Genomic DNA, 25,105 nt, shown 5'->3' with positions numbered 1-25,105 from the left:
CTCTTTGGTCAAACAAAACCGCCCCCGCCGGGAAATGGCAAGGGCGGCAAAAGTCGCAGACGGCTTTGCCTTGCTCAGATCGCGAGGTATTCGGCCCGCAGTTGGGCATTTTCCAGAACCTCTGCCGCCGAGCCATCAAACACGATAGAGCCAGTGTCGAGGATGATTGCCCGATCCGCCAATTGCAGCGCGCGTACCGCGTTCTGTTCGACAAGGATCGTCGTCATCCCCTGTTCCTTGATCACGCGCAGGGTCTTTTCGATCTCGTCAACGATCACCGGCGCCAAACCTTCGTAGGGCTCGTCCAGCAGCAGCACCTTGAGGTCACGGGCGAGGGCGCGGGCAATCGACAGCATTTGCTGTTCGCCGCCCGACAGGGTCACGCCTTCCTGACTGCGGCGTTCTCCCAATCGCGGGAAGAGGTCGTAAATGCGTTCGATCGACCAGCCGATGGGCGGTGCGATTTGCGCCAGTTGCAGGTTCTCCTCGACTGTAAGGCCGGGGATGATCCGGCGGTCTTCGGGTACAAGACCCAGACCGACTGACGCGGCTTCGTACGAAGACATCTTGTGCAACGGTTGATGATCAAGCCAGATTTCACCGTGATTGACCTGCGGGCTGTCCATCCGCGCGATGGCGCGCAGCGTGGTGGTCTTGCCTGCACCGTTACGGCCCAAAAGAGCGAGGATCTCGCCTTCGTGGACGTTGAACGAGATGCCCTGCACGATATAGCTTTCGCCGTAGTAGGCATGCATGTCCCAGACGGACAGGAAAGCCGGGGCTGTTTGTGCGTGATTGGCATTTTTCGAAAAGTCGGGTTTGACGTTCATAATTCTGTCCTCGCTGTGGGAGGGGTGGCGGGAAGGCCCCGCCAAATGGGGTTACGCGGCTTCGCCGAGATAGGCTTCCTTGACTTTCGGATGCCCTTTGATGTTCTCGGGAGTGTCCTCGACCAAAGGCGTGCCCTGCGCCAGAACGGTGATCCGTTCCGCCAGTGAGAACACCACATGCATGTCATGTTCGATGATCGCGATGGTGATGTTGCGTTTTTCCTTGATCTCTTTGAGCAGGTCGATCGTGTTGTTCGTGTCGGCCCGCGCCATGCCCGCTGTAGGTTCGTCCAGCAGCAGCAGTTTGGGATTTTGAACAAGGCACATTGCCATCTCAAGCCGACGTTTGTCCCCGCGCGACATGGATGCGGAGTGCATGTTCCGCTTGTCGAGCATGTTGACCTCTTCCAGCATCTGTTCGGCTTGGTCGCGCAGTTCGCCTTCGCTAAAGACCGACCGGATGCCGTGCAGGGCGAAGGAGCCGTCACGCCGCGCAAAGCACGGGATCAGCATGTTTTCCATCACCGTCAGATCGCCGAAGATCTCGGGCGTCTGGAACACGCGAGAAATGCCCATCTGGTTGATTTCAAACGGGGTACGGCCCAGCACGCTCTGTCCGTCGAACATGACCGACCCAGTATCCGGGATCAGCTTGCCCACCAGACAGTTGAGCAAGGTAGACTTGCCCGCACCGTTGGGTCCGATGATCGCGTGGCAGGTGTTCTCCGCCACGCTGAGGTTCACATTGCCAAGCGCTTGCAGGCCACCGAACCTTTTGTTCACGTCTTTGACTTCGAGAATTCCCATCTGTCCGTCTCCTTATTCCGCAGGTTCGGTGGTTGCGTTCTTGGGTTCTTCGGCCTTTTTGCGACCAAAGAGTGCAGCGATCTTTTGGCCACCCTGAACAAGTCCACCGGGCAGGAAGATCACGACAAGCATGAACACAATCCCCAGTGTCAGGTGCCAGCCCTTGCCGATAAACGGGTAGATCAGGGTGACGACCACATCTTCGAGCCCGTCGGGCAGGAAGGCGAACCAGCTGTGCAGGATGTCCGAGTTGATCTTGGAAATGATGTTTTCCATGTACTTGATCAGGCCAGCCCCCAGAACCGGACCGATGAGCGTGCCGACACCACCAAGAATGGTCATCAGGACAACCTCACCCGACGCGGTCCAGAACATACGTTCGGCACCTGCCAAAGGGTCCATCGACGCCATCATGCCACCGGCGAGACCGGCATACATACCCGAGATCACGAAGGCCGCCAGCGTATAGGGACGCGGGTTGAGGCCGGTGTAGTTCAGGCGCTGCTGGTTCGATTTGATAGCGCGCAGCATCATGCCGAACGGCGAGCGGAAGATGCGGATCGACAGGTAGAACGAGATCAGCATGATAATGGCGGCAAAGTAGTAGCCGACATTGAAGGTGAACACCCAGTTGCCGAACACCAGTTCGGTGCTGTCGCGCATCTCAAGGCCGAAAAAGCCAGGAACCGGAATGTTGCCTTCTGCCGTGGTGGCCGCGCCAAAGATGCGCGGATCGTCCAACGCCAGTTGCAGGCCGGTTTCACCACCAGTGATCGGGGTCAGAACCGAGTATGCCAAGGCAAAGGACATCTGCGCAAAGGCCAGCGTCAGGATCGAGAAGTAGATGCCCGAGCGACGCAGGCTGACATAGCCGATGATCAGGGCAAAGACCCCCGCGACGATGACCGCCAGGATGATGGCCGGGATCACGTTCATGCTGAGCAGCTTGAACATCCACACCGCTGCGTAGGACCCGACACCGAGGAAGGCCGCGTGACCGAAGCTGAGATAGCCGGTCAGGCCGAACAGAATGTTAAAGCCGATAGCAAAGATCCCGAAGATCACGAAGCGCTGCATCAAATCAGGGTAGCCCGCGTTGAACTGTGCCATCGCCGACCCCTCGGGGAAGGGATTCAGGAAGAAAGGGGCGAAGGCCACCAGCACTGCCACGATCAGCAGGAGGGATGCGTCTTTTTTGTCCAGTCCGAACATGGATCAGTCCTCCATCACGCCCTTGCGACCCATCAGGCCACGCGGACGCGTCAGTAGAATAATGATGGCAACAAGGTAGATGATCACCTGGTTGATGCCGGGGATGATGGCGATGACTTCGCGCATCGAGGCAAAGCTTTCGAGGATACCCAGCAGGAAGCCCGCAAGCACCGCACCTGGAAGCGATCCCATGCCGCCGACAACCACCACAACAAAGCTCAGAACAAGAAAGTCCATCCCCATGTGGTAGTTGGGCGAGTTTATCGGGGTGTACATCACGCCAGCAAGGCCCGCGACCGCAGCGGCCAGCCCGAACATGATGGTGAACCGCTTGTCGATATTGATGCCCAGCAAACCCACGGTTTCGCGATCTGCCATCCCGGCACGTACGACCATGCCGAAGGTGGTAAACTGCAGGAACGCAAATACAGCGCCGATGATGACGGCTGCAAACGCAAAGTAGACCAGTCGCCAGTAGGGGTAGATGATCGTGCCGGGCTCGAACCCGATCACCGCGCCGAAATCGAACGACCCAACAAAGGCCGAGGGCGCGGGCGTTGGGATCGGGTTTGCCCCATAGTAGTACTTGATGATCTCTTGAAGCACGATCGCAAGACCGAAAGTCACAAGGATCTGGTCCGCGTGGGGGCGCTTGTAGAAGTGTTTGATCAGCCCGCGTTCCATGATCACACCAATCGCGATCATCACCGGAATGGCGAACAGGATCGACAGGGGAACTGCCCAGTCAATGATCCCGGCCCCAAGGCTTTCTCCGAAAATGTCGTAGATATATGGTACATCGCGCATCTGCGGATTGCCAAGGAAGTCGACGGCTCCGGGAACCTCGACCTTGTGGCTCAGGCTGAGCAGGCGCGACAGCGTGACGGCGCAGAACGCGCCGATCATGAACAGCGCACCATGCGCGAAGTTCACCACGCCCAGCGTGCCGAAGATGAGTGTCAGGCCCAACGCGATCAGCGCGTAGGCCGAGCCCTTGTCGAGCCCGTTGAGAATTTGCAGGATTATGGCGTCCATTGCCCCACCCTTTGCGGTCAGAAGTGTGGAAGTGCAGGCAGCCCGTAACAGCAACGGGCTGAATAAGAGATGAGGCGGGCCGTTTGGCCCACCTCAACAAACAAGGGCTTACGCGCCGTTGTTGCAGGTACCGAGCGCGCCGCCGGCGAACTGCGGGTGATCGGGTGCGTACGTAACCTGATCGACCGGTGTGACTTCCACGATTTCGAGGAGGTCGAACTCGGAGGACGGGTTTTCTTTACCCTTCACAACCAGAACGTCCTTGAAGCACTGGTGGTCTTCCGCACGGTAGAGGGTCGGGCCGTTGCCCATGCCGTCGAACTCGAAGCCTTCGAGCGCTTCGACAACCGCGCATGGTGCAAACGAGCCTGCACGCTGAACAGCGTCTGCATAGAGCAGGGCCTGAACATAGCAGGTGTGTGCGGCCTGCGACGGCGGGAAGCCGTATTTGGTGCCGAAGGACTGAACGAATGCTTTGGAGCCTTCGTCCTGCAGCGACCAGTGCCAGTTTGTCGAACCGAAGATGCCCTTAACGTTGGCACCAGCACCCTTCGCCATGAGGCGCGAGTAGAGCGGAACAACGATTTCGAACTGCTTGCCGTTCACGAGCCGGTCACGCAGACCGAACTGAACCGCGTTGGTCAGCGAGTTCACCATGTTTCCGCCGTAGTGGTTCAGAACCAGAACGTCTGCGTCAGATTGCAGAACCGGTGTGATATAGGACGAGAAGTCGGTCTGTGTCAGCGGTGTCAAAACCGTGCCGACAGTTTCCCAGCCCATCGCTTCGGTCGAGGACTTAACTGCTTCTTCTGTGGTGTAACCCCAGTTGTAGTCGGCTGTCAGGTGGTATGCCTTACGGTCGGTGCCGTAGTTGGCTGCAAGCACGGGGGCCAGAGCTGCACCGGACATGTACGAGTTGAAGAAGTGGCGGAAGCCGTTGGCCCGCTTGTCTTTACCCGTGGTGTCGTTGGAGTGTGTGAGGCCCGCCATGAAGATGATGCCAGCTTCCTGGCAAAGTGCCTGAACGGCAACAGCCACACCCGAGGACGAGCCGCCAGTGATCATCACAGCGCCGTCTTTTTCGATCATCGACTTTGCCGATGCGCGCGCTGCGTCAGACTTTGTCTGCGTGTCGCCCGTGACGTATTCGACTTTCTTGCCAAGAATACCGGTGCCGTCCAATGCCTTCGACGAGAAGGTGTTCAGCATACCGCCGTCGCCTTCACCGTTCAGGTGTTCGACAGCGAGTTCGTAGGCGCGGAGTTCGTCTGCACCCTCGTCTGCGTAGGGACCGGACTGGGGTACGTTGAAACCCAGCGTGACGGTCGAGCCTGTCGGTGCGTTTGTAAAGCCTTCATGGCCGGCTGCGGACAGATACGTGGGCAGAGCGAGACCCGCACCTGCTACAGCACCTGTCTTGAGCACGCCGCGACGTGTCAGGTTGCCTTTGGACATATAATCCTCCCAATGTCTTTAAGGGTCCGGCGGCGTTCCTCCGTCCGCCAGCACCGCACATATGTGCAAATTGATTATCGGCTATGCATGGAAAACATAGCAATAAGCGCTTTGCTTCAAACAGTTTTTCTGTCAAAAAATCTACATCGCATTGCAGAAACCTGTAAATTTCTTTCTTCTGCAGCGCAGAAACGGATTGATTCATCACGGGAATTTGAGATGCCTCGCGACACTCTGACAGGAAGCCGCATTCGCGAGCGGCGCGTGATGGCCGGGTTGAAGCAGTCCGAATTGGCCAAACGCGCGGACATCTCGCCATCCTACCTGAATCTGATCGAACACAACCGGCGCAGAATCGGCGGGAAATTGCTTGTCGATATCGCGCATGCGCTGGGAGTTGAGCCGGGGTCTTTGACCGAAGGTGCCGAGACGACGCTGTTGGCCACCTTGCGCGAGGCGGCCAGCGGTATCGACATGTCCGAGGCCGAGTTCGTTCGGGTAGAGGAATTCGCCGGGCGGTTTCCCGGCTGGGCGGCTCTTTTGGCTGACAACCAGCGCAAGGTCGAAACGCTCCAACGCAGTGTCGAGGCGCTCACCGACCGTTTGACCCATGACCCGCATCTGGCGGCATCCCTGCACGAGATGTTGTCGACCGTGACCGCGATCCGCTCTGCGGCGTCGATCCTTGCCGAACCGGGCGATATCGAACCGGAATGGCAACGCCGATTCAATCGCAACATCTATGAAGACAGTGCCCGGCTTGCCGACACGAGCCGCAGCTTGGCGCAATATCTTGAAGAGGCGGATTCTGAGGCGTCTGAAACCAATGCTCCGCAGGATGAACTTGACGGGGTATTTCAGAAATTTGGGTTCCATTTTCCGGCGCTGGAAACATCGAACGTGGATGTCGATGCGGTGGCTACAGAGTTGGGGCAGGGTGTTTCGCAAGCCGCGCGATGGCTTTTGCGGCGTGCCATTACGCGGTATCGTGCAGACGCTGAACGGATGCCGCTGGGCGAGTGTGCCGATACGGTGGCGGTATCCGGCAACGATCCCTTTGCCTTTGCAGCGCGGTTCGGGTGCGATCTGGCCAGCGCCATGCGCCGTCTGGCGCATCTGCCCGAGGACATCTTGCCCGAACCTGTGGGGTTGGCGATTTGCGACGGGTCTGGTGTGACGACCTTCCGTAAGCCACTGCCGGAATTTCCCTTGCCGCGACTTGGCGCTGGTTGTGCGCTCTGGCCGTTATACAGGGCGCTGGCGCGGCCGATGATGGTGCATGTCGAAGTGATGGAGCAATCCGCCCGCGCCGCAGCCCGTCATCGCGGCTACGCCATTTCCCAACCCACCGGTCCGGCCCGATCGGGCGAGGACGTTCTGTTCGAGAGTCATATGCTGATCGTGCCAGAACCCAAGCGCGACGTATCGGAACACATCCGCCATGTTGGCCTTACGTGCCGGATTTGCCCTCACCCAACCTGCGAAGCACGACGTGAACCGTCAATCATGGTCGCGTCGGCACCGCGGAAGCTTTGACACATTGCCTGCACTTCGTAATAGTTTATGCAAGCTGGCCCAAAATAACGGCAAAAAGCCGACCAGCAGCTTGCGGCACGGGGGAGGGCGCGCATGTCCAAACAGGTTCTGTTGATTGAAGATGAACCCAACATCATTGAGGCGATAAGCTTCATCCTGTCTCGGGATGGATGGACGGTCAAAACCCACTCCAACGGGGCGGATGCTGTCGAAATGGTGAAAGAGAGGAGGCCGGACGTGGTGATCCTCGATGTGATGCTGCCGGGAAAAAGCGGCTATGACATCCTGCGCGAATTGCGGGACGACCCCGAGATCAATGGCCTGCCGGTGCTTATGCTGACTGCGCGGGGGCAGACCAAGGATCGCGAGATCGCGGAACGTGCGGGCTGTGACGCCTTCATGACAAAACCATTCTCGAATGCGGATGTGCTCGAAACCGTGAGAGCCCTTGCTGCCAAATGAAGCGCGAGACGGACAGGCCCGGATCGCCGACTGTCTTTCACGAAAGACGCACCTATCGCAGACGCCGGGTCATGGACGCCGCGCGTGTCGCCCCCATTCTTGCACTGATCCTCTGGAGCGTGCCGTTGATCTGGCCGCAAACAGGTGAGGGCACCGTCAGCAGCGCAACGGCTCTGATCTACATCTTTGCGGTCTGGGGCGGGGTGATCCTTTTGACGTGGGGGTTGTCACGCCTGTTGGCCGATGAGGTGGACGAACCGCCGGACACCGAGACATGAGCACGCTCAACCTGCTGGTCGCAGTCTGTACGGCCTATGTGTTTTTCCTGTTCTTCGTCGCCTTCGCAGCCGACAGGCTGGCGCTGCAGGGCAAGAAGGCGTGGTTGCGTTCGCCGTTGATCTACACGCTGTCGCTATCGATCTATTGTACGGCTTGGACGTTCTACGGCGCGGTCGGGTCTGCGGCGCGCAACGGCTTTGAATACCTGACCATCTATCTTGGACCGACGATCGTGATGGTCAGCTGGTGGTGGCTCTTGCGCAAATTGATCCGGATCGGTCGGACGCAGAAAATCACTTCCATCGCTGACCTGATCTCATCCCGCTATGGCAAATCCAGCCTGCTGGCAGCAGGCGTCACGATCCTCGCGGTGATCGGCACGACACCCTATATTGCGCTGCAATTGCAGTCCGTGACGTTGTCCTTTTCGGTTTTCGCCGCGCAATCCGATGGTCTTGCGGCACAGGATCAGGCCCGCGTGGCGTTGTGGCTGTCATTGGGATTGGCAGTGTTCACAGTGCTGTTCGGCACGCGCAACCTTGACGCCAAAGAGCGGCATGACGGGGTGGTCATGGCCATTGCGGTGGAAGCTGTCGTCAAGCTTGTGGCATTGCTGTCGGTTGGCATTTTCGTGGTCTGGGGGGTGTCGGGCGGATTGACCGAGGCGCTCAACCGGATTGACGCGTCCGAGTTCGGCGAATGGCACACCGATCGCAGCCGCTGGGCCGGGCTGATCTTTCTGTCTGCGGCTGCTTTCCTGTGCTTGCCCCGAACCTTTCAGGTGCTGGTGGTGGAGAACGACGACGAAAGCCACCTGCGGACCGCAAGCTGGGCGTTTCCGCTCTATCTCTGCCTTATCAGCTTGTTTGTTGTGCCTATCGCGGTGGTGGGACTCGACATCATGCCCGATGGATCCAACCCCGACCTGTTCGTTCTGACAATCCCGCTTGCGCTGGGCGAAAACGGGTTGGCGATGCTGTCCTTCCTTGGTGGGTTCAGTTCCGCCACTTCGATGGTGATCGTCGCGGCAATTGCATTGTCGACCATGGTGTCGAACCACATCGTGATGCCCATCTGGCTGCAATTGCGCCCAAGCGGGGCCAGCGTTTCTGGCGACGTTCGGGCTGCCGTTCTCATGGCGAGACGGATCTCCATCGTTGGCGTGGTAATGCTGGGCTATCTCTATTTCCGACTGTCCAGTGGAGGCGAAGCGCTGGCCTCCATCGGCCTTGTGGCGTTTTGTGGTCTCGCGCAGGTCTTGCCCGCGATGCTGGGTGGCATGTTCTGGCGCGGAGCCACACGGATGGGGGCGTTCGCCGGACTCACCGCGGGCTTTGCGATCTGGCTCTATACGCTCTACCTGCCCAGCTTTGGTGTCGGAACGATCCTGCCTGTGGCAATCATCGACAACGGGCTGTTTGGTTTGGTTTGGCTGAAGCCCGACGCATTGTTTGGCATCGAGGGTATGGACCAACTCATGCATGCGCTGCTTTGGAGCATGTTGTTCAACGTTGTGGCCTTTGTCGGGGTGTCGCTTGTCACCTTCCCGTCACCGCTGGAGCGGCTTCAGGCGGCACAATTCGTCAACATTTTCGAACATTCGACCAATGCTCGAAGCTGGTCTGGCGGAACGGCACAAACCGAAGACCTGATGGTGATGGCACAACGCATTCTGGGTGCAAGAGAGGCGCAGGCGCTGTTCTTGCGTCACGCACGGCGCCAGGGCGCGCGTGGGAATTTGCCGGCACCCACACCTGATTTTCTTGAGGCTTTGGAGCGCGAATTGGGAAGCTCTGTCGGAGCGGCAACCGCCCATGCGATGGTTGGGCAGATCACGGGTGGCATGGCGATTTCGGTCGAAGACCTGATGGCGGTGGCGGATGAAACGGCGCAGATGCTGGAATACTCGGCACGGCTCAAGGAACAGTCCGAAGAACTCAGCCGCACCGCTTTGGAATTGCGCAACGCCAACCAAAAACTCACCCGCCTTTCGATCCAGAAAGACGCCTTCCTGAGCCAAATCAGCCACGAATTGCGCACGCCGATGACCTCAATCCGGGCATTTTCCGAGATCCTGCGCGACACTGACCAGATGAATCCAAACGACCAGTCACGCTATGCGTCGATCATCCACGACGAAGCGCAGCGTCTGACGCGACTGCTTGACGATTTGCTGGACCTGAGTGTGGTCGAGAACGGACAGGTGAACCTGAATCTGCGCGAAGGAAGCTTGCGCGATGCGCTTGACCGGGCCGTATCTGCGGCGGCTATCGGTGAAGACGGTGTCCAAATGGCCATCGAACGCGACATGCGTCGGGAAGACATCGTGCTGCACACCGATCTGGACAGGCTTAGTCAGGTTTTCATCAACCTGATCGCCAATGCGCGCAAATATTGTGATGCTCAAACGCCTCGTCTGGTGATCCGTGTGATGCAGGAAACCGACCGCGTGGTGATTGATTTTCACGACAACGGCTCGGGCATTGCACCCGAAGCCGTAGACATGATCTTTGAAAAATTCGCCCGTGTCAGTGACCAAAAAGCGGGTGGCGCAGGGCTTGGGCTGGCCATCTGCCGCCAGGTCATGACGCGCTTGGGGGGATCGGTCGATTATGTGCCCTCTGCGCGTGGTGCGACGTTCCGCGTTGTCTTGCCCTACCGCATCGCATTGGCCGCGCAATAGGCGCTCTGTGCAGATTTGCTAAACCCTTGGTAACCAATTCCGGCGATAAACGGACAAAAGGCCAAGGGGGCACGTGGCACAAACATGACCGACACCGTCACAGACTCGGTTTTACAGCGCAAGGCGCAGGCACAACGCAAGGCGCTGGGCGGCGGTGCATGGTCGGTGTCGCGTGCCTTGGGCCGCGCGCTGTCGATTGCGGCGGATGCGCTTTGGGGGCTTGGTCTGGTTCCCCGCATCACCTGTGATGATACCATGCCTGTCGATCTGGCAATGTCGCGGTTGGCGCCGGATCACTTGATTGTCGTGCTTGAAAACGATTCTGGTGCGCGTGCGCTTGCCACCTTTGATCGCGATATCGTCACCGGGTTCATCGACGTGCAGACCTTGGGCAGGGTGACACGTTTTCCAGCCGATGCGCGCGCCTACACGCCGACCGATGCGGCGATGACTGCCCCTGTGATTGATGCCGCGCTGCCCCGGTTTGCTTCCATGTTGTCGACCCAGCCCGAAATGGCACATCTGCAGGACTATCGCTTTGGCGCTTTGGTCGAAGATGCGCAAACGGCGGGGCTGGTGCTGGATGCGGACATGTATCATGTGATCGAATTTGACACCGCACTTGCACAGGATACGCGGAGCGGCGGCGTTGTCTTTATGTTTCCCGAACCCAAGAAGGCGGGGGGAACGGGTGGGGTACCCGGTCCGGGGAAACATGAAGCTGTGCTCAAGCTTGCGCCTGTCCGCATGCAGGCGGTGTTGACCCGCATCCATCTTTCTCTCGACAAGGCGCAGGCGTTGCGGCCGGGGGACAGGCTGCCGCTCGCGGCGGGTGCAACGACATCCGCGGCTCTGGTTCTGTCCGGGGGACACGAGGTGGCACGCGGAAAGCTGGGGCAAATGAATGGCTTTCGCGCCATTCGTATCGGAACCGAAACGACCGCTATGCACTCACGCGACCCGCAGATCTCGTTATCTGTTCAACCTGTGAACGAAACCCCAGCACCCACTGTGTCTCTTCCTGCCACACTGGGCGCGGCCTCGCTTGAGACGACGGGATCGCTTGCGATTGACGGTAAGGACGGTGTCTTGGACAGCTCCTCGACACCGAACCTCGACGCGCTTTAACGCTGTGCGTCTGCCGCCGCGTCAAGCGTGGGGCGCAGCATCGACAGGTCGTACCCTGCTTGTGCCACTGCGCCCAAGATCTCGTCGGCGCTTTTCTGACCAGCTTGGCTGAGCGCCCAAAGGATCGAACAGCGTGTGCCCGATGCGCAGTAGGCCAGAACCGGGCCGCCCGACGCATCGACCATCGCAAACTGCTGGGCCACCCGGTCGGGGGTCATGGTCTGGTGCGTGATCGGCAACACCTCGAACCGGAGCCCGGCAGCCTCGATCGCCATACGCATCGCGTCTGATTGATGCGACGGCGGCACTTCGGCATCCGGGCGGTTGCAGATCACGGTGGTGATGCCCGCCGCCTTGATGGCGGCGGCATCTTCCGGGTCGATCTGCGGCGACACGGCATAGCGGTCTGTAATGGGGCGTATATCCATCGTTAAGACCTACTGCGCTGTCGCGGGCCTGTCCAGCCATGCCCGCAGACTTGGCATGGCGCTCATCCCGGCGACCATCGCTCCAAGAAATACCAGCCCTTCGATCCCGCCATAGCTGAGCGAAGCAATCGCCGGACCGGGGCACAGGCCAACCAAGCCCCAACCCATCCCGAACAGAACCGATCCCATCACAAGGTTGCGGCCCAGTTTCGGTTCGGGCGGTGGCGGCATGGCGTCGCCAGTTAGGGCAAAGCGCCGCTTTGCGGCAACCCGCCACGCAATCGCCATCGGGATAATCGCGCCGCCCATCACAAAGGCCAGTGTCGGATCCCAATTGCCGAAAATATCCAGCCACCCCTGCACCTTGCGGGTGTCAGTCATGCCCGAAATGAACAGCCCGGCCCCAAACAGACCACCAGCCAGAAAAGCGAAATAGTTGCGCATCAGATGATCCCCAGCAAATGGCGAAACAGAACGACGGTCAGACCGCCGGCAAGGATGTAGAAGACCGTCGCAACCATGCCGCGCAGGGACATCCGAGAGATCCCGCAGACGCCATGGCCCGAGGTGCAACCATTGGCCAGACGTGTGCCGACGCCCACCAAAAGCCCGGCGGCGATCAACAGCGCAAAGTTGCTTGTTGCATGGGTTTCCTTTGGGCCAAGAAAGTATAGCAGCACCACAGGGATCAGTGCCAACCCCGCAAGAAAGCTGATCCGTTCCAACATCGTGCTGCGCCCACTGCCATCGACCAGACCGCCGATAATGCCGCTTGCACCCATGATGCGCCCATTGGCGAGCAGGTATACCGCGCCGCCAGTGCCGATCAGCATTCCGCCGACCAGCCCGTAAATCCAATCCGGGTTCATTTCTTTACAATCCGTTTACAGGAATCTTGAGGAAGACTTTGCCGTCCTTGTCCGCAGGCGGCATTTGCCCGGCGCGCATGTTCACTTGCAGCGACGGGATGATCAGTTTCGGCATGGCCAGCGTCGCGTCGCGAGCGTTGCGCATCTCTACAAAGCTGTCCTTGGTGGCATCGCCGCCGACATGTACGTTCTTGGCCTTTTGTTCACCTACTGTGGTCTCCCACGCATAGTCGTCACGGCCCGGAGCCTTGTAGTCGTGGCCCACGAAGATGCGGGTTTCGTCCGGCAAGGCGAGGATCTTTTGCACCGAGTCGTAAAGCTGTTCGGACGAGCCACCCGGAAAGTCACAGCGCGCCGTACCGAAATCCGGCATAAACAATGTGTCGCCGACAAATGCTGCATCCCCGACCACATAGGTCAGGCAGGCTGGCGTGTGGCCCGGCGTGTGCAACACATCCGCGCGCATCTGGCCGATGTGAAAACTGTCGCCTTCGACAAACAGCTTGTCGAACTGGCTGCCATCGCGCTGGAATTCGGTGCCTTCGTTGAACACCTTGCCGAAGGTGTCCTGTACGACCTGAATGCGGTCGCCAATCCCGATTTTGCCGCCAAGCGCGTCCTGAAGATAGGGTGCCGCGCTCAGGTGATCAGCGTGGACATGGCTTTCAAGCAACCATTGCACTTCGAGACCGTTTTCCTTCACAAACGCGATTACGGCATCGGCAGATTTCGTGTCGGTACGGCCCGACGCATAGTCAAAATCCAGAACGCTATCGACAATCGCGCAGGCGCTGCCTTGCGGGTCCTGAACCACGTAGGAAATGGTGTTGGTGGCGTCGTCAAAAAAACCTGTGACCTTGGGTGTCATGTCTGAGCCCTCCTTGCTTGATTAACATATAAAGAAAATTGAATACGTAGCAAGGGGGTGCCGCAAAAAAATGTACGGCACACACACGTTTTCAGGCGCTCTTGGGACTATGCCGAAGGTGTAGCGCCCGCACCGGTGGGATCGGACAGATAGACCAGAACATCGTTCTTGCCGATCACCCCGATCGGCGTGCCGCTCTCGACAACGGACAGATCGACCTCGCTGCTGACCAGCGTGGTCATCACTTCTTGTACCCGCGCATCCGCGTCGACCGCCACCGCCTCGGCTGAAGCGGTCCCGGTGCGCATTACGTCGCGTGCGCGCAGAACGCCCAATGGGTTCATATGTTTAACGAAATCAGCCACATAGGCGTTTGACGGATTGCGGAAGATCTCTTGTGGCGTCCCGCATTGCACGATCCGCCCGCCTTCCATGATGGCGATGCGATTGCCGATCTTGAACGCTTCGTCCAGATCGTGGCTGACAAAGATGATCGTGCGCTTCAGCCTTTGCTGCAAGTCCAGTAGTTCATCCTGCAACTTGGTGCGGATCAGCGGATCAAGCGCCGAAAACGGTTCGTCCATGAGCAGGATCGGTGCATCCGTTGCAAAAGCACGAGCCAGTCCGACGCGCTGCTGCATCCCTCCCGACAATTCCGCGACCTTGCGGTCGGCCCAATCGGTGAGGCCCACCAAGGCCAGTTGTTTCTCGACCTGCGCGTTACGCTCGGCCTTCGGTTGTCCGCCCAGTTCCAGCCCCAGCCCGACATTCTCGCGCACTGACCGCCAAGGCAAAAGACCGAACTGCTGAAACACCATCGCCACATGGCGCAACCGGATCGTTCGCAGCACCTCTGCGCTGGCGTTGGTGACATCTACCAGCCCTTGGCCATCATGCACCCGCACACAGCCCCGTGCGACGGGGTTCAGCCCGTTCACCGCCCGCAACAGCGTTGATTTGCCCGATCCAGACAAACCCATAAGGACAAGGATCTCGCCCTCAGTCACGTCCAAAGAACAGTCATGCACGCCCAAGACCTGCCCGGTCTCGCGCTGGATCTGCCCGCGGTCCTGCCCGGCGTCCATCAGCGGTAAGGCGGCCTGCGGTTTGTCTCCGAACACGATGGAGACATTGTCGAATTCCACGCGGGTGTCGTTCATTTCTGGCGCTCCATCCGCAGCATGCGGTCAAGGATGATCGCGACCACGACGATCACAAAGCCGCTCTCAAATCCGCGCGCCGTGTTCACCTGGTTCAAGGCCCGCACCACTGGCACACCCAATCCGTCTGCGCCGACCAGTGCGGCGATCACCACCATCGATAGTGACAGCATGATCGTCTGGTTCAGCCCCGCCATGATCTGCGGCAGGGCCGACGGCAATTCGACCTTCCACAGCAACTGTGACTTGGTTGCCCCGAACGCTTCTGCTGCTTCGATCAGCGGAGTAGGGGTGGAGCTGACCCCAAGGTGGGTCAAGCGGATTGGTGCAGGGAGAACAAAGATCACCGTTGCGATCAGACCCGGCACCATGCCGATGCCGAAAAATACAATCGCGGGAATAAGATAGACGAAAGTCGGCAAGGTCTGCATCAGATCCAGAACCGGTCGCATCCACGCATAAAGCCGGGGCCTGTGCGCCACCGCGATGCCAATGGGTACGCCGACGCCCATGCAGACAACGCAGGCCGACAGGACCAGAGTCAGGCTCTCGGTCGTTTCCTCCCAATAGCCTTGGTTGATGATGAACAGAAACCCAAGCGCCACGAAGAGCGCGACCTTCCAACTGCGTTGCAGGTAATAGGTCAGCGCCACAAACAGCGCGATGATGACCAACGGATGGGGCGTTTGCAGCAGCCACAAAAAGCCGTCGATCATCGCCTCGAGCGCATCCGACAACGCGTCAAAGAAAAACGCGCCGTTGCTTTCCAGCCAGTCAAAGGCGGTCCCGGCGACTTTCCCCACCGGGATCTTGTTCTCTGTCAACCAGTCCATGCAAGGGTCCTATGGTCTGAAAGGGAAGGGCGGCGCGATGCCGCCCTGTCCAGTTTATTGAAGCGCGGCCTTCACGGCTGCCACGGCATCGCCGCCATCTTTGGTGGTCACGCCATCCAGCCAGCTCATATAAGCGTCGGGGTTCGCCTGCAGCCAAGCGGTCGCCGCATCGCGCGCCTCGGCACCATCATTCAGGATCGCGCCCATGATTTCGTTTTCCATGGCAAGTGTGAATTCGAGGTTCGTCAGCAGCTTACCCACGTTCGGGCAAGCATCGACGTACCCCGCCGAGGTATTGGTATAGACGGTTGCACCGCCAAGATTCGGGCCGAACCAGTCGTCGCCACCTTCAAGATAGGTCATGTCGAAATTTGCGTTCATCGGGTGCGGTTCCCAGCCAAGAAACACCACCGGTTCGCCACGATCATCCGCGCGGGCAACCTGCGCCAGCATCCCCTGTTCCGAGCTTTCGACCACGTCGAAGCCTTCGAGGTCGAACGCATTGGCATCGATCATGTCCATGATCAGGCGGTTACCGTCATTACCCGGCTCGATCCCGTAGATCTCACCTTCCAGCGCATCGCGTTGCGCGGCAATGGCTGCAAAGCTGGTGATGCCCAGATCGGCCCCGGCCTTGTTTGTGGCCAGCGTGTATTTTGCACCTTCAAGGTTCGCGCGGACCGTGTCGACAGTGCCCGCGTCCCGGTAGGGGGCGATGTCGGCTTCCATCGTCGGCATCCAGTTGCCAAGGAATACATCGACGTCGCCTTCAGCCAGCGCGGTGTAAGTCACAGGCACAGACAACACTTTGATGTCGGTCTCATAGCCGAGCGCATCGAGCACGACAGTGGTTGCTGCGGTTGTTGCTGTGATGTCGGTCCAGCCAACGTCCGAGAACGTGACTGAGTCACAATCAGCAGCGACCGCGCCTGCAGCACAGATCGCGAGGATTGAGAGTGAAGATTTCATCATTTTGTTGGTCTCCCTGACAGAGGTCGGTTTTTGTTGATTGACGAGTCAATTAAAAACGCCATACGGTCCCGCACGTCAAACACTTAATTTTTTCGGAGTCGAACGTGCCGAAGCTCGGAATGGAGCCTATACGCCGCGAGGCGTTGGTAAAAGCAACGATTGCCGAGATCGGGCAAGCGGGGTCTTTGGACGTAACTGTGGCCCAGATTGCGCGACGCGCGGGCATGTCTTCGGCACTCGCGCATCACTATTTCGGTGGCAAGGATCAGATATTTCTGGCCGCCATGCGCCACACGTTAAGCCTGTATGGCGCCGAGGTGCGCGGTGCCCTCGCGATGGCCCACGGGCCAAAGGCGCGTGTAGAGGCGATCATCCGCGCAGGCTTTACCCATTCGAACTTTCGGCGCGAAGTTGTTGCTGCGTGGTTGAATTTCTACGTTCTGGCCCAATCCGACGATCAGGCGCGCCGCTTGCTGGCGGTGTACCAGCGCCGATTGCACTCGAACCTTGTCTTCAATCTACGGCCGCTTGTCGGCGTGCGCTCTGCCGAAGTCGCCTTACGCATCGCGGGGCTGATCGACGGTCTTTATCTTCGCGAGGCGCTCAGCAAAGAGGTGCCATCGGGCGACGAGGCGACGCGACAGGTGCTGACTGCGCTTTCACATGAAATCACCCAAGCGGACAGGGAGCCCCTTGTATGAGCTACGACACACAGCCCAAAGCCAGCCATTTCATTGACGGTGCCTATGTCGAAGACACCAGCGGCACGCCGATTCCGGTTATTTATCCTGCGACGGGCAAACAGATCGCCACCGTTTATGCGGCAACTCCGGCCATTGTCGATCAGGCGCTGGCCGCCGCGCATCGCGCGCAAAAGGCGTGGGGCGATATGACAGGGACCGAACGGGGCCGCATCCTGCGCCGGGCCGCCGATATGATGCGCGAGCGCAACCATGACCTGTCGGTGCTCGAGACCTTTGATACCGGCAAACCCTATCAGGAAACCATCGCAGTCGATGCCACCAGTGGCGCTGATGCATTGGAGTATTTCGGCGGTCTGGCCGGTAGCCTGACTGGTGAACATATCCAGCTTGGCGAAGACTGGGTCTACACCCGCCGCGAGCCGCTGGGCGTGTGCGTTGGCATCGGCGCTTGGAACTACCCGACCCAGATCGCGTGCTGGAAAGGCGCGCCTGCGCTGGCCTGCGGCAATGCAATGGTGTTCAAGCCGTCCGAGATGACGCCGCTTTGCGCCTTGAAGGTGGCGGAAATCCTGCATGAGGCGGGGTTGCCTGCAGGGATTTATAACGTGATCCAAGGGCTTGGCGACGTTGGCGCATCCTTGGTCACTGACCCTCGTGTGGCAAAGGTCTCGCTGACGGGATCTGTACCAACGGGCAAAAAAGTTTACGCCGCCGCTGCCGCGCAAATGAAGCACGTCACCATGGAACTGGGTGGAAAATCTCCTTTGCTGATCTTTGACGATGCCGATCTGGAAAACGCGGTGGGCGGTGCGATCCTTGGCAATTTCTATTCTTCTGGTCAGGTGTGTTCGAACGGGACACGGGTATTTGTGCAGAAAGGGATTAAGGAAGCGTTTCTGAAAAGGCTTTCTGAACGCCTTTCCACTGCCGTGATCGGTGACCCGATGGATGAGGCGACCAATTTCGGTCCGATGGTTTCCGAAAAGCAGATGAAAATCGTCATGGATTATATCGAAAAAGGCGAAAATGAAGGGGCGCGTCTGGTGACCGGTGGCAAACGCCTTGACCGAGACGGCTTCTACCTCCAACCCACTGTTTTTGCCGATGTTACCGATGACATGACCATCGCTCGCGAAGAAATTTTCGGCCCGGTGATGGCGGTGCTTGATTTCACGACCGAAGACGAAGCGATAAGCCGCGCCAATGCCACGGAATTCGGTCTCTCGGCAGGGGTATTCACCCGTGACCTGTCGCGCGCGCATCGCGTCATTGCTGCGCTCGAAGCAGGGTCTTGTTTCATCAACTCGTATAACGACGCGCCTGTTGAAGCACCTTTTGGCGGCACCAAGATGTCGGGCGTCGGACGCGAGAACTCCAAGGCTGCGATCAATCATTACAGCGAACTGAAATCTGTCTACGTCCGCATGGGTGACGTTGAGGCTCCTTTCTAAGGCACTGATATGAATGCTGATTACGTCATAGTTGGCGCAGGCTCTGCGGGCTGCGCGATGGCCTACCGTTTGTCCGAAGCCGGTCGATCGGTGATCGTTATCGAACATGGCGGGTCGGATGCCGGGCCGTTCATTCAGATGCCCGGCGCGCTAAGCTTTCCGATGAACATGAAGCGGTATGATTGGGGGTATAAGACCGAACCCGAACCACATTTGGGTGGGCGGCGGCTTGCCTGTCCAAGGGGCAAGGTGATTGGTGGATCGTCGTCAATCAACGGCATGATCTATGTACGCGGCCATGCGCGTGACTACGACCATTGGCGCGATCAGGGCGCAACGGGTTGGGGATATGCGGATGTTCTGCCGTATTTCCAGAGGCTTGAGAACTGGCATTCAGGCGGGCATGGGGGGGATCCTGACTGGCGCGGAACAGATGGTCCGCTGCATGTGACCCGTGGCGCGCGCGACAATCCTTTGACCCGTGCCTTTGTCGAAGCCGGAGCGCAAGCCGGGTACGAGGTGACCGGCGATTACAACGGGCACCGCCAGGAAGGCGTTGGTCCGTTTGATATGACGGTATGGCAAGGCGCACGCTGGTCTGCGGCCAAGGCCTATTTGCGACCTGCGTTGAGGCGCGAGAATTGCAGTATTGTCAGAGGCTTCGCGCGTAAGGTTGTGATCGAGGACGGACGTGCTGTTGGCGTTGAAATCGAACAAGGTGGGCAGATCAAAGTGGTCCGCGCCGATGTTGAGGTGATCCTTGCAGCTTCAGCCATTAACTCACCGAAATTGCTTATGCTTTCGGGGATCGGTCCGGCGAAGCACCTTAGTGAAAACGGGATTGAAGTGGTCGCGGATCGGCCGGGTGTGGGGCAAAACTTGCAGGACCATCTGGAGGTCTACGTACAAGCGGCGTCAAGTCAGCCAGTGAGCCTTTTCAAGTACTGGAACCTCTTGGGCAAAGCCTATGTGGGCGCGCGCTGGATGCTTACGAAAACCGGGCCGGGTGCGTCTAACCAGTTTGAAAGTGCTGGATTTATTCGCTCAAAGCCGGGTGTCGATTATCCTGATCTGCAAATCCATTTTCTGCCGATCGCTGTGCGGTATGACGGGCAAGCGGCTGCCGAGGGGCACGGGTTTCAGGCCCATATCGGGCCGATGCGATCGCCTTCACGGGGAGAGGTCACCTTGCGGTCAGGCAACCCCAAAGATGATCCCCGAATTCTCTTTAACTATATGAGTCATAAGGAAGATTGGGAGGATTTCCGACAAGGAATCCGGCTGGTGCGGGATATTTTCGGACAGGATGCGTTCAAGCCCTATTTCAAGCATGAAATTCAGCCCGGAGATGCCGCGCAAAGTGATGAAAGTATTGATGATTTCATCCGGGAGCATGCGGAAAGTGCTTATCATCCATGTGGTACATGCAAGATGGGGTCACGCACTGATCCGATGGCGGTTGTCGATCATGAGACACGCGTAATTGGTGCGGAAAATCTGAGGGTTGCGGACAGTTCTATCTTTCCACGCATCACCAATGGCAACCTCAATGCGCCGTCGATCCTTGTGGGAGAAAAGGCGTCGGATCATATCCTGGGGAAATCGCCCTTGCCGTCGGACAATCGTGAGCCGTGGATTCACCCGAACTGGAAAACTGCACAGCGCTGAACCGTACAGGAGACTGGTGCGAACCGTACGCTGGAGTTTAAGGAAGCAAGCGCGGCGTTGTTCGTTAAAATGGATCGAAAAGTTGGTTTGGTTCTGTTTTGTGTATCGGTTGTGGCAAGCGTTTTTTAACGTCTTTCGTCCAATGTCGCGACATCGAAATTTACCGGTGACGCGAAAGGGAATTGTGGCGATGGATCATTTTTTCAGACACGGTTTGGGTCGTTTGAATTGCCATCTTTCAACAAAATTTTTGGCGATGCCGTGTATTTTGGAGCCGAGCGCAGATCAGTAGAGAGTTTCTGTCCGGCTTGGGGCGATGTCGAAATTGGTGAGCAGCGCACGCGGTGGTTCATGATTGTTGTGCTCAAACCTTGATCAAGGCTTGGGAACCAAAGGACAAGCAGAGCGTTCGTCGTGTAACCTCCTGTAACCTACTTGATGGATGGCGTATCACACCGGTATGACCGACTCGCTCTCAGACATGATCGCCTGCCCGAAATGCGACGCGTTGCATCGCGTGCCGCAGGTTGAGATGGGTGAGCAAGCGCGATGTGTACGGTGCGGCACGGTCTTGATGGCCCCGCGCGAAGGAGCAATGACGCGGATCGTCATGTTGTCCATGACGGCGCTGATCCTGATGGTCGCTGCAGTGTTCTTTCCGTTTCTTGAGCTTAGCGTTCAGGGGCTGGGGCGCAAAAGTTCGGTTTTTGATGCCGTTCTTGCGTTCTCGGACGGTTTGATGTTGCCGCTTTCCTTTGCTGTGGCAGCTTTGATTGTCGTGTTACCCATCACACGATTTCTGGCGTTGATTTACGTGTTTGCACCGATGGCGTTGGGATGGGCACCCGCAAAACACGCACGGTCAGTGTTCAAACTTGCGGAACATATCCGCCCGTGGGCGATGGCGGAGGTGTTCATCATTGGCGTGGCGGTTGCGCTGGTCAAGGTTGCGGGGTTGGCGCAGGTGACGCTTGGTCCGGCGTTCTGGGCATTCGTGGGGCTGGTGATCATCACGGTTCTTAAAGACAATTTCATGTGTCGGGTAACAGTATGGCAAACGCTGAACGCACGCAGCCCGTCCTGACGGCGCGTGGTGCCGGGTTGGTGGGCTGTGCGGAATGCGGCCATGTTTACCCGTTGAGTACGAAGTCCTGCACGGTTTGCGGGTCGCGGCTTGTCAGCCGCGATGCGGCAAGCCTGCAACGGGTTTGGGCTTGGCTGTTTGCGGGGATGGTCGTCTACATCCCAGCCAATGTGTATCCGATGCTGCGCACCACCACATTCGGCAAGACGTCCGAAAGCACCATCGTCGGCGGCGTGTTCGAACTGATGGAGCATGGATCCTATGGCATTGCCTTCATCGTCTTTTTTGCCTCTGTCATCATACCGGTCAGCAAATTCATTGCGATTGCGTATCTTGCTTGGAGGGTTCAACGTGGAAAACCGGGCACGTCGAGCCATTTCCACCTTTATGAGGTGGTCGAATTCATCGGCCGCTGGTCGATGATCGACGTGTTTGTCGTGGCCATCCTTTCAGCGCTGGTGCAGATGAATTTTGTGGCGTCGATCCATCCCGGAATCGCGGCAGTTAGTTTCGCGCTTTCGGTTGCATTCACCATGGTTTCGGCCAATAGCTTCGATCCCAGACTGATCTGGGACGCACCTGAAGGACAGAAGGTTTGAGCGATCCAACACCCGCAGACATGACCGTTTCCCAACCGCGCAAGTCGATCCTGAGAAACCTGTCGTTTGTCTGGCTCGTGCCGATCCTCGCGCTCGCGGTGTCGCTTGGGATTGCTTGGCAAAATTTCTCGGACCGTGGCACGCTGATCGAGATTTCGTTCGGCAATGCATCAGGCGTGGTCGCCGGCGAAACAACGCTGCGCTATCGCGATGTGGTGGTGGGCACTGCAGAGGATGTTCGCTTCACCGACGATCTGAGCCGCGTTCTGGTTGACGTGCGGGTGGACAACGATGTTGCACCGTTCATCGACGATGAGGCGGTGTTCTGGGTGGTGCGCCCCGAAGTGTCGGCACGCGGAATCAGCGGCCTGTCGACGGTGCTGTCAGGCGTCTACATCGAGGGCGCGTGGGACAATGCACCGGGCGCCGTGACCCAGCAGTTCGAGGGTGCCGACACGCCGCCGTTGAACCAGCCGGGGCGACCGGGGCAACGGATCACGTTGGCCACGGATGACGGAACAACGATCTCTTACGGCTCGCCAGTGCTGTTCCGCGGAGTTGAAGTGGGGCGGTTGGAAACACCGCGCCTTTCGGCTGATGGCCGGACGGTTCTCGTGGACGCGTTCATCGACGCGCCGCATGACCAACGGCTGAGCCAAGCGACGCGTTTCTGGGACACATCGGGGTTCGAGCTTTCGTTTGGGGCGTCGGGATTTTCAGTGGATTTTGACAGCCTCGCGTCGCTGGTCACCGGCGGGGTGGTTTTCGACAACCTCTATGATGACGGCGAACCTCTGACCCCGGGCTATGTTTTCACGCTTTATGAAGACGAGGAAGAAGCGCGGCGCAATCGGCTGGTTCGGGGGCCTGCACGGGGCGTGGCGTTTTCCATTTTGTTCGACGAGTCGGTCAACGGGCTCGAGGCGGGGGACGATGTGACCTATCAGGGCCTTGATGTGGGGGTTGTGACAGGGTTGCGGTCTCAGGTGCTTGAGGGGGCGTTTGGGCCTGAGCTGTCGCTGATCGTCGATGTGGCGATCGATCCGCAGCGCATGGGGCTTCCGCCCGAGGCGGCTGGCCCGGAAACCATCGATTTCTTCCGTTTCGCTGTGGAAACGGGTATGCGCGCGCGATTGGCGACGGAAAGCCTTTTGAGCAGCGATCTGCGGGTTGAATTGGTGGTTCTGGACAGCGCTCCAACTGCGCGATTGCGCGAGATCGACGGCGAAGCGCCGCGTTTGCCCAGTGTCGAATCAAACCTTTCGGATTTCACAGCGACCGCCGAAGGTGTGCTGGAGCGGATCAACGCGCTGCCGATTGAAGAAGTGATGCAGCAGGCGATCAGCCTGATGGAGGCGTTCGAGCAATTGGCGCGCAATGAGGATTTGCAACGTGTGCCGGGATCTGCGGTGGCGCTGCTGGATGACACCCGTGCCTTGGTCGGCAACGAGGCGATTCAGGCGATCCCGTCGCAGATCGAAGCGGCGGTCAATGACCTTACGGCGCTGGTGGCCGAGATCCGCGAAGGCGGCGCGGTGGAGTCTCTCAACAGTGCGTTGGCGCAGCTGGATGAAGCGATGGCCGGGATCAACACGGCGTCGCAATCAGCCCCGGCTTTGGCCGAGAACCTTGCCAAGCTGACGGAAGAGAACATTCCGGCGGTGCTGGCCGAGTTGCAGGGCGTTGCGCAGACCGCGCAAGAGCTGAAGTTGGACGAATTGGTGGCCAGCGCCACGGCGACGTTGAACCGGGTCGACGCATTGATCGCGCAAGAGGCGGTGCAGGGCATTCCTGCAGCGGTGACAGCGGCAATCGAAGACGTGCGGACCATCGTGGCGGATGTGCAGGCCGAGGGCGCGGTGCAGGCGCTTGGGTCATCGATGCGCAATCTGGACAGGGCGATGGCGGATATCAGCGTGGCGTCGCAGGATGCACCTGCGCTCACGGCGAACCTGCGGCAGATTACCGAGACTGACATTCCCGAATTGCTGACCGAGCTTGAGGCTGTGGCGACCACGGCGAAAGAGCTGGAATTGCAGGCGCTTGTTGACAGCGCGACGAGCACGCTTAACCGGGTGGACGCGCTGGTGGGGTCGCAGGACACGCTGGAACTGCCTGGCACGATCAACGATGCGCTGACCGAGATGCGGCTGGCCTTGGCGGAGTTGCGTGACGGTGGCGTGGTTGAGAACCTGAACGCGACGCTGCAATCGGCGTCGGATGCGGCCGGATCGGTGGCGGAGTCGGTGGAAGACCTGCCGCAGTTGACAGCGCGGCTGGAGCGGCTGGTGGCCGAGACCGAGGCGGTGGTTTCGTCCTACGGCGCGCGGTCGGATTTCAATACGCAGACGCTTTCGGCGCTGCGCGAGGTGCAGAATGCAGCGAAGTCGATCTCGGAACTGGCGCGCGCGATCGAGCGCAGCCCCAATTCGCTGATCTTCGGGCGCTGAGGAAGGACGAGTAGGATGATCCATATGAACATGCGCGCTTTGGCCGTTGCGATAGCGCTGCCATTGGCGGCCTGCGGGTCGGCGGACAGCGCGCGTTATCTGATCGACGCGCCTGCGCCTACGGGTGCGGAAACGCGGGTGTCGGTGCGCAGCGTCGAATTGCGCGATGTGTCGTTGCCCAGCCATGCGTCTGGGGCGGAGATCCTTGTGCGCGAGGAGGGTGGGGCGTTGCGGCCCTTGGGTGATGCGGTTTGGGCGGATGACCCCGAACGCGCAGTCACGGGCACGCTGGCGCAATTGCTGGATGACGGCAGCACGGCAACTGTTTCGGCAGAGCCGTGGCCCTTGTTGGATGGGCCGTCAGCGCGGTTGGATGTGCGGATCGACAAGATGTTGGCCAGCGTTTCAGGTGTGTTCGAGATCACCGGGCAAGCCGCCGTCAGTGCTGTGGACGGACGCCTGCGTGAACGGGTCGAACGCTTTGCCATCTCGGTGCCGATTGCCGAGATTTCGGCAGCCGCTGTGACCGAAGCGCAGGGTCGGGCGTTGGTGGCGTTGTCGGACGAACTGATCGGGCTGTTGCGCTAGAATT

At 59.0% G+C, this 25,105-nt stretch carries 24 protein-coding genes; 12 read left to right on the top strand and 12 right to left on the bottom strand.

What is annotated here, in order from left to right; genetic code table 11:
• Nucleotides 1–74: 74 nt before the first annotated feature.
• The 5 genes from ACK3EW_RS13590 to ACK3EW_RS13570 all read right to left on the bottom strand — a co-directional run bounded on the left by ACK3EW_RS13590 (nt 75) and on the right by ACK3EW_RS13570 (nt 5,339).
• Nucleotides 75–830, bottom strand: a complete 756-nt coding sequence (locus ACK3EW_RS13590) for an ABC transporter ATP-binding protein (protein WP_439121124.1) — start codon at nt 828–830, stop codon at nt 75–77.
• Nucleotides 831–881: 51 nt separating this feature from the next.
• Nucleotides 882–1,637 (bottom strand): ABC transporter ATP-binding protein, encoded by a 756-nt coding sequence (locus ACK3EW_RS13585; RefSeq protein WP_085631145.1) that lies wholly within the window; start codon nt 1,635–1,637, stop codon nt 882–884.
• 12 nt (nt 1,638–1,649) lie between these two features.
• Nucleotides 1,650–2,849, bottom strand: coding sequence for a branched-chain amino acid ABC transporter permease (locus ACK3EW_RS13580; protein ID WP_493806647.1), 1,200 nt, complete (start codon nt 2,847–2,849; stop codon nt 1,650–1,652).
• A 3-nt stretch (nt 2,850–2,852) separates the two neighbouring features.
• Nucleotides 2,853–3,884 (bottom strand): branched-chain amino acid ABC transporter permease, encoded by a 1,032-nt coding sequence (locus tag ACK3EW_RS13575; RefSeq protein ID WP_439121126.1) that lies wholly within the window; start codon nt 3,882–3,884, stop codon nt 2,853–2,855.
• A gap of 108 nt (nt 3,885–3,992) precedes the next feature.
• Nucleotides 3,993–5,339: a substrate-binding protein gene (locus ACK3EW_RS13570; RefSeq protein WP_493806646.1), complete on the bottom strand. Its 1,347-nt coding sequence runs from the start codon at nt 5,337–5,339 to the stop codon at nt 3,993–3,995.
• A gap of 219 nt (nt 5,340–5,558) precedes the next feature.
• Between ACK3EW_RS13570 and ACK3EW_RS13565 the strand changes: the two genes are divergently transcribed.
• The 5 genes from ACK3EW_RS13565 to ACK3EW_RS13545 all read left to right on the top strand — a co-directional run bounded on the left by ACK3EW_RS13565 (nt 5,559) and on the right by ACK3EW_RS13545 (nt 11,427).
• The gene (locus ACK3EW_RS13565; protein ID WP_493806645.1) at nt 5,559–6,875 is read left to right on the top strand and encodes a helix-turn-helix domain-containing protein; all 1,317 of its coding nucleotides are present in this window, start codon (nt 5,559–5,561) and stop codon (nt 6,873–6,875) included.
• Nucleotides 6,876–6,968: 93 nt separating this feature from the next.
• Nucleotides 6,969–7,337 (top strand): response regulator transcription factor, encoded by a 369-nt coding sequence (locus tag ACK3EW_RS13560; protein ID WP_085631153.1) that lies wholly within the window; start codon nt 6,969–6,971, stop codon nt 7,335–7,337.
• Nucleotides 7,338–7,408: 71 nt separating this feature from the next.
• Entirely contained in the window at nt 7,409–7,615 is a 207-nt protein-coding gene (locus tag ACK3EW_RS13555; RefSeq protein ID WP_439121130.1) for a hypothetical protein, read from the top strand.
• A complete protein-coding gene (locus ACK3EW_RS13550; RefSeq protein ID WP_493806644.1) occupies nt 7,612–10,299 on the top strand; it encodes an ATP-binding protein in 2,688 nt (895 codons plus the stop codon). Before ACK3EW_RS13555 ends, ACK3EW_RS13550 begins: the two co-directional genes overlap by 4 nt.
• 84 nt (nt 10,300–10,383) lie before the next feature.
• Nucleotides 10,384–11,427: a FliM/FliN family flagellar motor C-terminal domain-containing protein gene (locus tag ACK3EW_RS13545; protein WP_493806643.1), complete on the top strand. Its 1,044-nt coding sequence runs from the start codon at nt 10,384–10,386 to the stop codon at nt 11,425–11,427.
• Here the strand turns inward: ACK3EW_RS13545 and ACK3EW_RS13540 are convergent.
• The 7 genes from ACK3EW_RS13540 to choX form a co-directional block, all read right to left on the bottom strand.
• Nucleotides 11,424–11,855 carry a protein tyrosine phosphatase family protein gene (locus ACK3EW_RS13540; protein WP_493806642.1) on the bottom strand — a complete coding sequence of 144 codons (432 nt, stop codon included), beginning with the start codon at nt 11,853–11,855 and terminating at the stop codon, nt 11,424–11,426. The genes ACK3EW_RS13545 and ACK3EW_RS13540 overlap by 4 nt on opposite strands.
• 9 nt (nt 11,856–11,864) lie before the next feature.
• Entirely contained in the window at nt 11,865–12,299 is a 435-nt protein-coding gene (locus tag ACK3EW_RS13535) for a DUF6691 family protein (RefSeq protein ID WP_085631163.1), read from the bottom strand.
• Entirely contained in the window at nt 12,299–12,724 is a 426-nt protein-coding gene (locus ACK3EW_RS13530; RefSeq protein WP_085631165.1) for a YeeE/YedE family protein, read from the bottom strand. The genes ACK3EW_RS13535 and ACK3EW_RS13530 overlap by 1 nt, the downstream gene beginning before the upstream one ends.
• 4 nt (nt 12,725–12,728) lie before the next feature.
• The gene (locus tag ACK3EW_RS13525) at nt 12,729–13,592 is read right to left on the bottom strand and encodes an MBL fold metallo-hydrolase (RefSeq protein ID WP_085631167.1); all 864 of its coding nucleotides are present in this window, start codon (nt 13,590–13,592) and stop codon (nt 12,729–12,731) included.
• A gap of 107 nt (nt 13,593–13,699) precedes the next feature.
• Nucleotides 13,700–14,752, bottom strand: a complete 1,053-nt coding sequence (gene choV, locus ACK3EW_RS13520) for a choline ABC transporter ATP-binding protein (protein ID WP_493806641.1) — start codon at nt 14,750–14,752, stop codon at nt 13,700–13,702.
• Complete coding sequence (gene choW, locus ACK3EW_RS13515; protein ID WP_085631171.1) at nt 14,749–15,585, bottom strand: choline ABC transporter permease subunit; 837 nt, start codon at nt 15,583–15,585, stop codon at nt 14,749–14,751. The genes choV and choW overlap by 4 nt, the downstream gene beginning before the upstream one ends.
• 54 nt (nt 15,586–15,639) lie before the next feature.
• Nucleotides 15,640–16,554, bottom strand: a complete 915-nt coding sequence (gene choX / locus ACK3EW_RS13510; protein WP_493809733.1) for a choline ABC transporter substrate-binding protein — start codon at nt 16,552–16,554, stop codon at nt 15,640–15,642.
• Nucleotides 16,555–16,676: 122 nt separating this feature from the next.
• Between choX and betI the strand changes: the two genes are divergently transcribed.
• The 7 genes from betI (at nt 16,677) to ACK3EW_RS13475 (ending at nt 25,101) form a co-directional block, all read left to right on the top strand.
• Complete coding sequence (betI, locus tag ACK3EW_RS13505) at nt 16,677–17,258, top strand: choline-binding transcriptional repressor BetI (protein WP_439120301.1); 582 nt, start codon at nt 16,677–16,679, stop codon at nt 17,256–17,258.
• Nucleotides 17,255–18,712: a betaine-aldehyde dehydrogenase gene (gene betB / locus ACK3EW_RS13500; protein ID WP_493806640.1), complete on the top strand. Its 1,458-nt coding sequence runs from the start codon at nt 17,255–17,257 to the stop codon at nt 18,710–18,712. Before betI ends, betB begins: the two co-directional genes overlap by 4 nt.
• Nucleotides 18,713–18,721: 9 nt before the next feature.
• On the top strand, nt 18,722–20,380 hold the full coding sequence (betA, locus tag ACK3EW_RS13495) for a choline dehydrogenase (RefSeq protein ID WP_493806639.1): 1,659 nt from the start codon (nt 18,722–18,724) through the stop codon (nt 20,378–20,380).
• Between the two features lie 460 nt (nt 20,381–20,840).
• A complete protein-coding gene (locus ACK3EW_RS13490) occupies nt 20,841–21,464 on the top strand; it encodes a paraquat-inducible protein A (RefSeq protein WP_439120296.1) in 624 nt (207 codons plus the stop codon).
• Complete coding sequence (locus ACK3EW_RS13485) at nt 21,431–22,063, top strand: paraquat-inducible protein A (protein ID WP_493806638.1); 633 nt, start codon at nt 21,431–21,433, stop codon at nt 22,061–22,063. Before ACK3EW_RS13490 ends, ACK3EW_RS13485 begins: the two co-directional genes overlap by 34 nt.
• Nucleotides 22,060–24,513 (top strand): PqiB family protein, encoded by a 2,454-nt coding sequence (locus ACK3EW_RS13480; protein ID WP_493806637.1) that lies wholly within the window; start codon nt 22,060–22,062, stop codon nt 24,511–24,513. The genes ACK3EW_RS13485 and ACK3EW_RS13480 overlap by 4 nt, the downstream gene beginning before the upstream one ends.
• Before the next feature lie 15 nt (nt 24,514–24,528).
• Nucleotides 24,529–25,101, top strand: coding sequence for a PqiC family protein (locus ACK3EW_RS13475; protein ID WP_493806636.1), 573 nt, complete (start codon nt 24,529–24,531; stop codon nt 25,099–25,101).
• The last annotated feature ends 4 nt before the right edge of the window (nt 25,102–25,105 follow it).

The sequence above is a fragment of the Marivita sp. NO-S04 genome, assembly GCF_059070475.1.
This window is presented reverse-complemented; position numbering and strand designations above follow the sequence as displayed.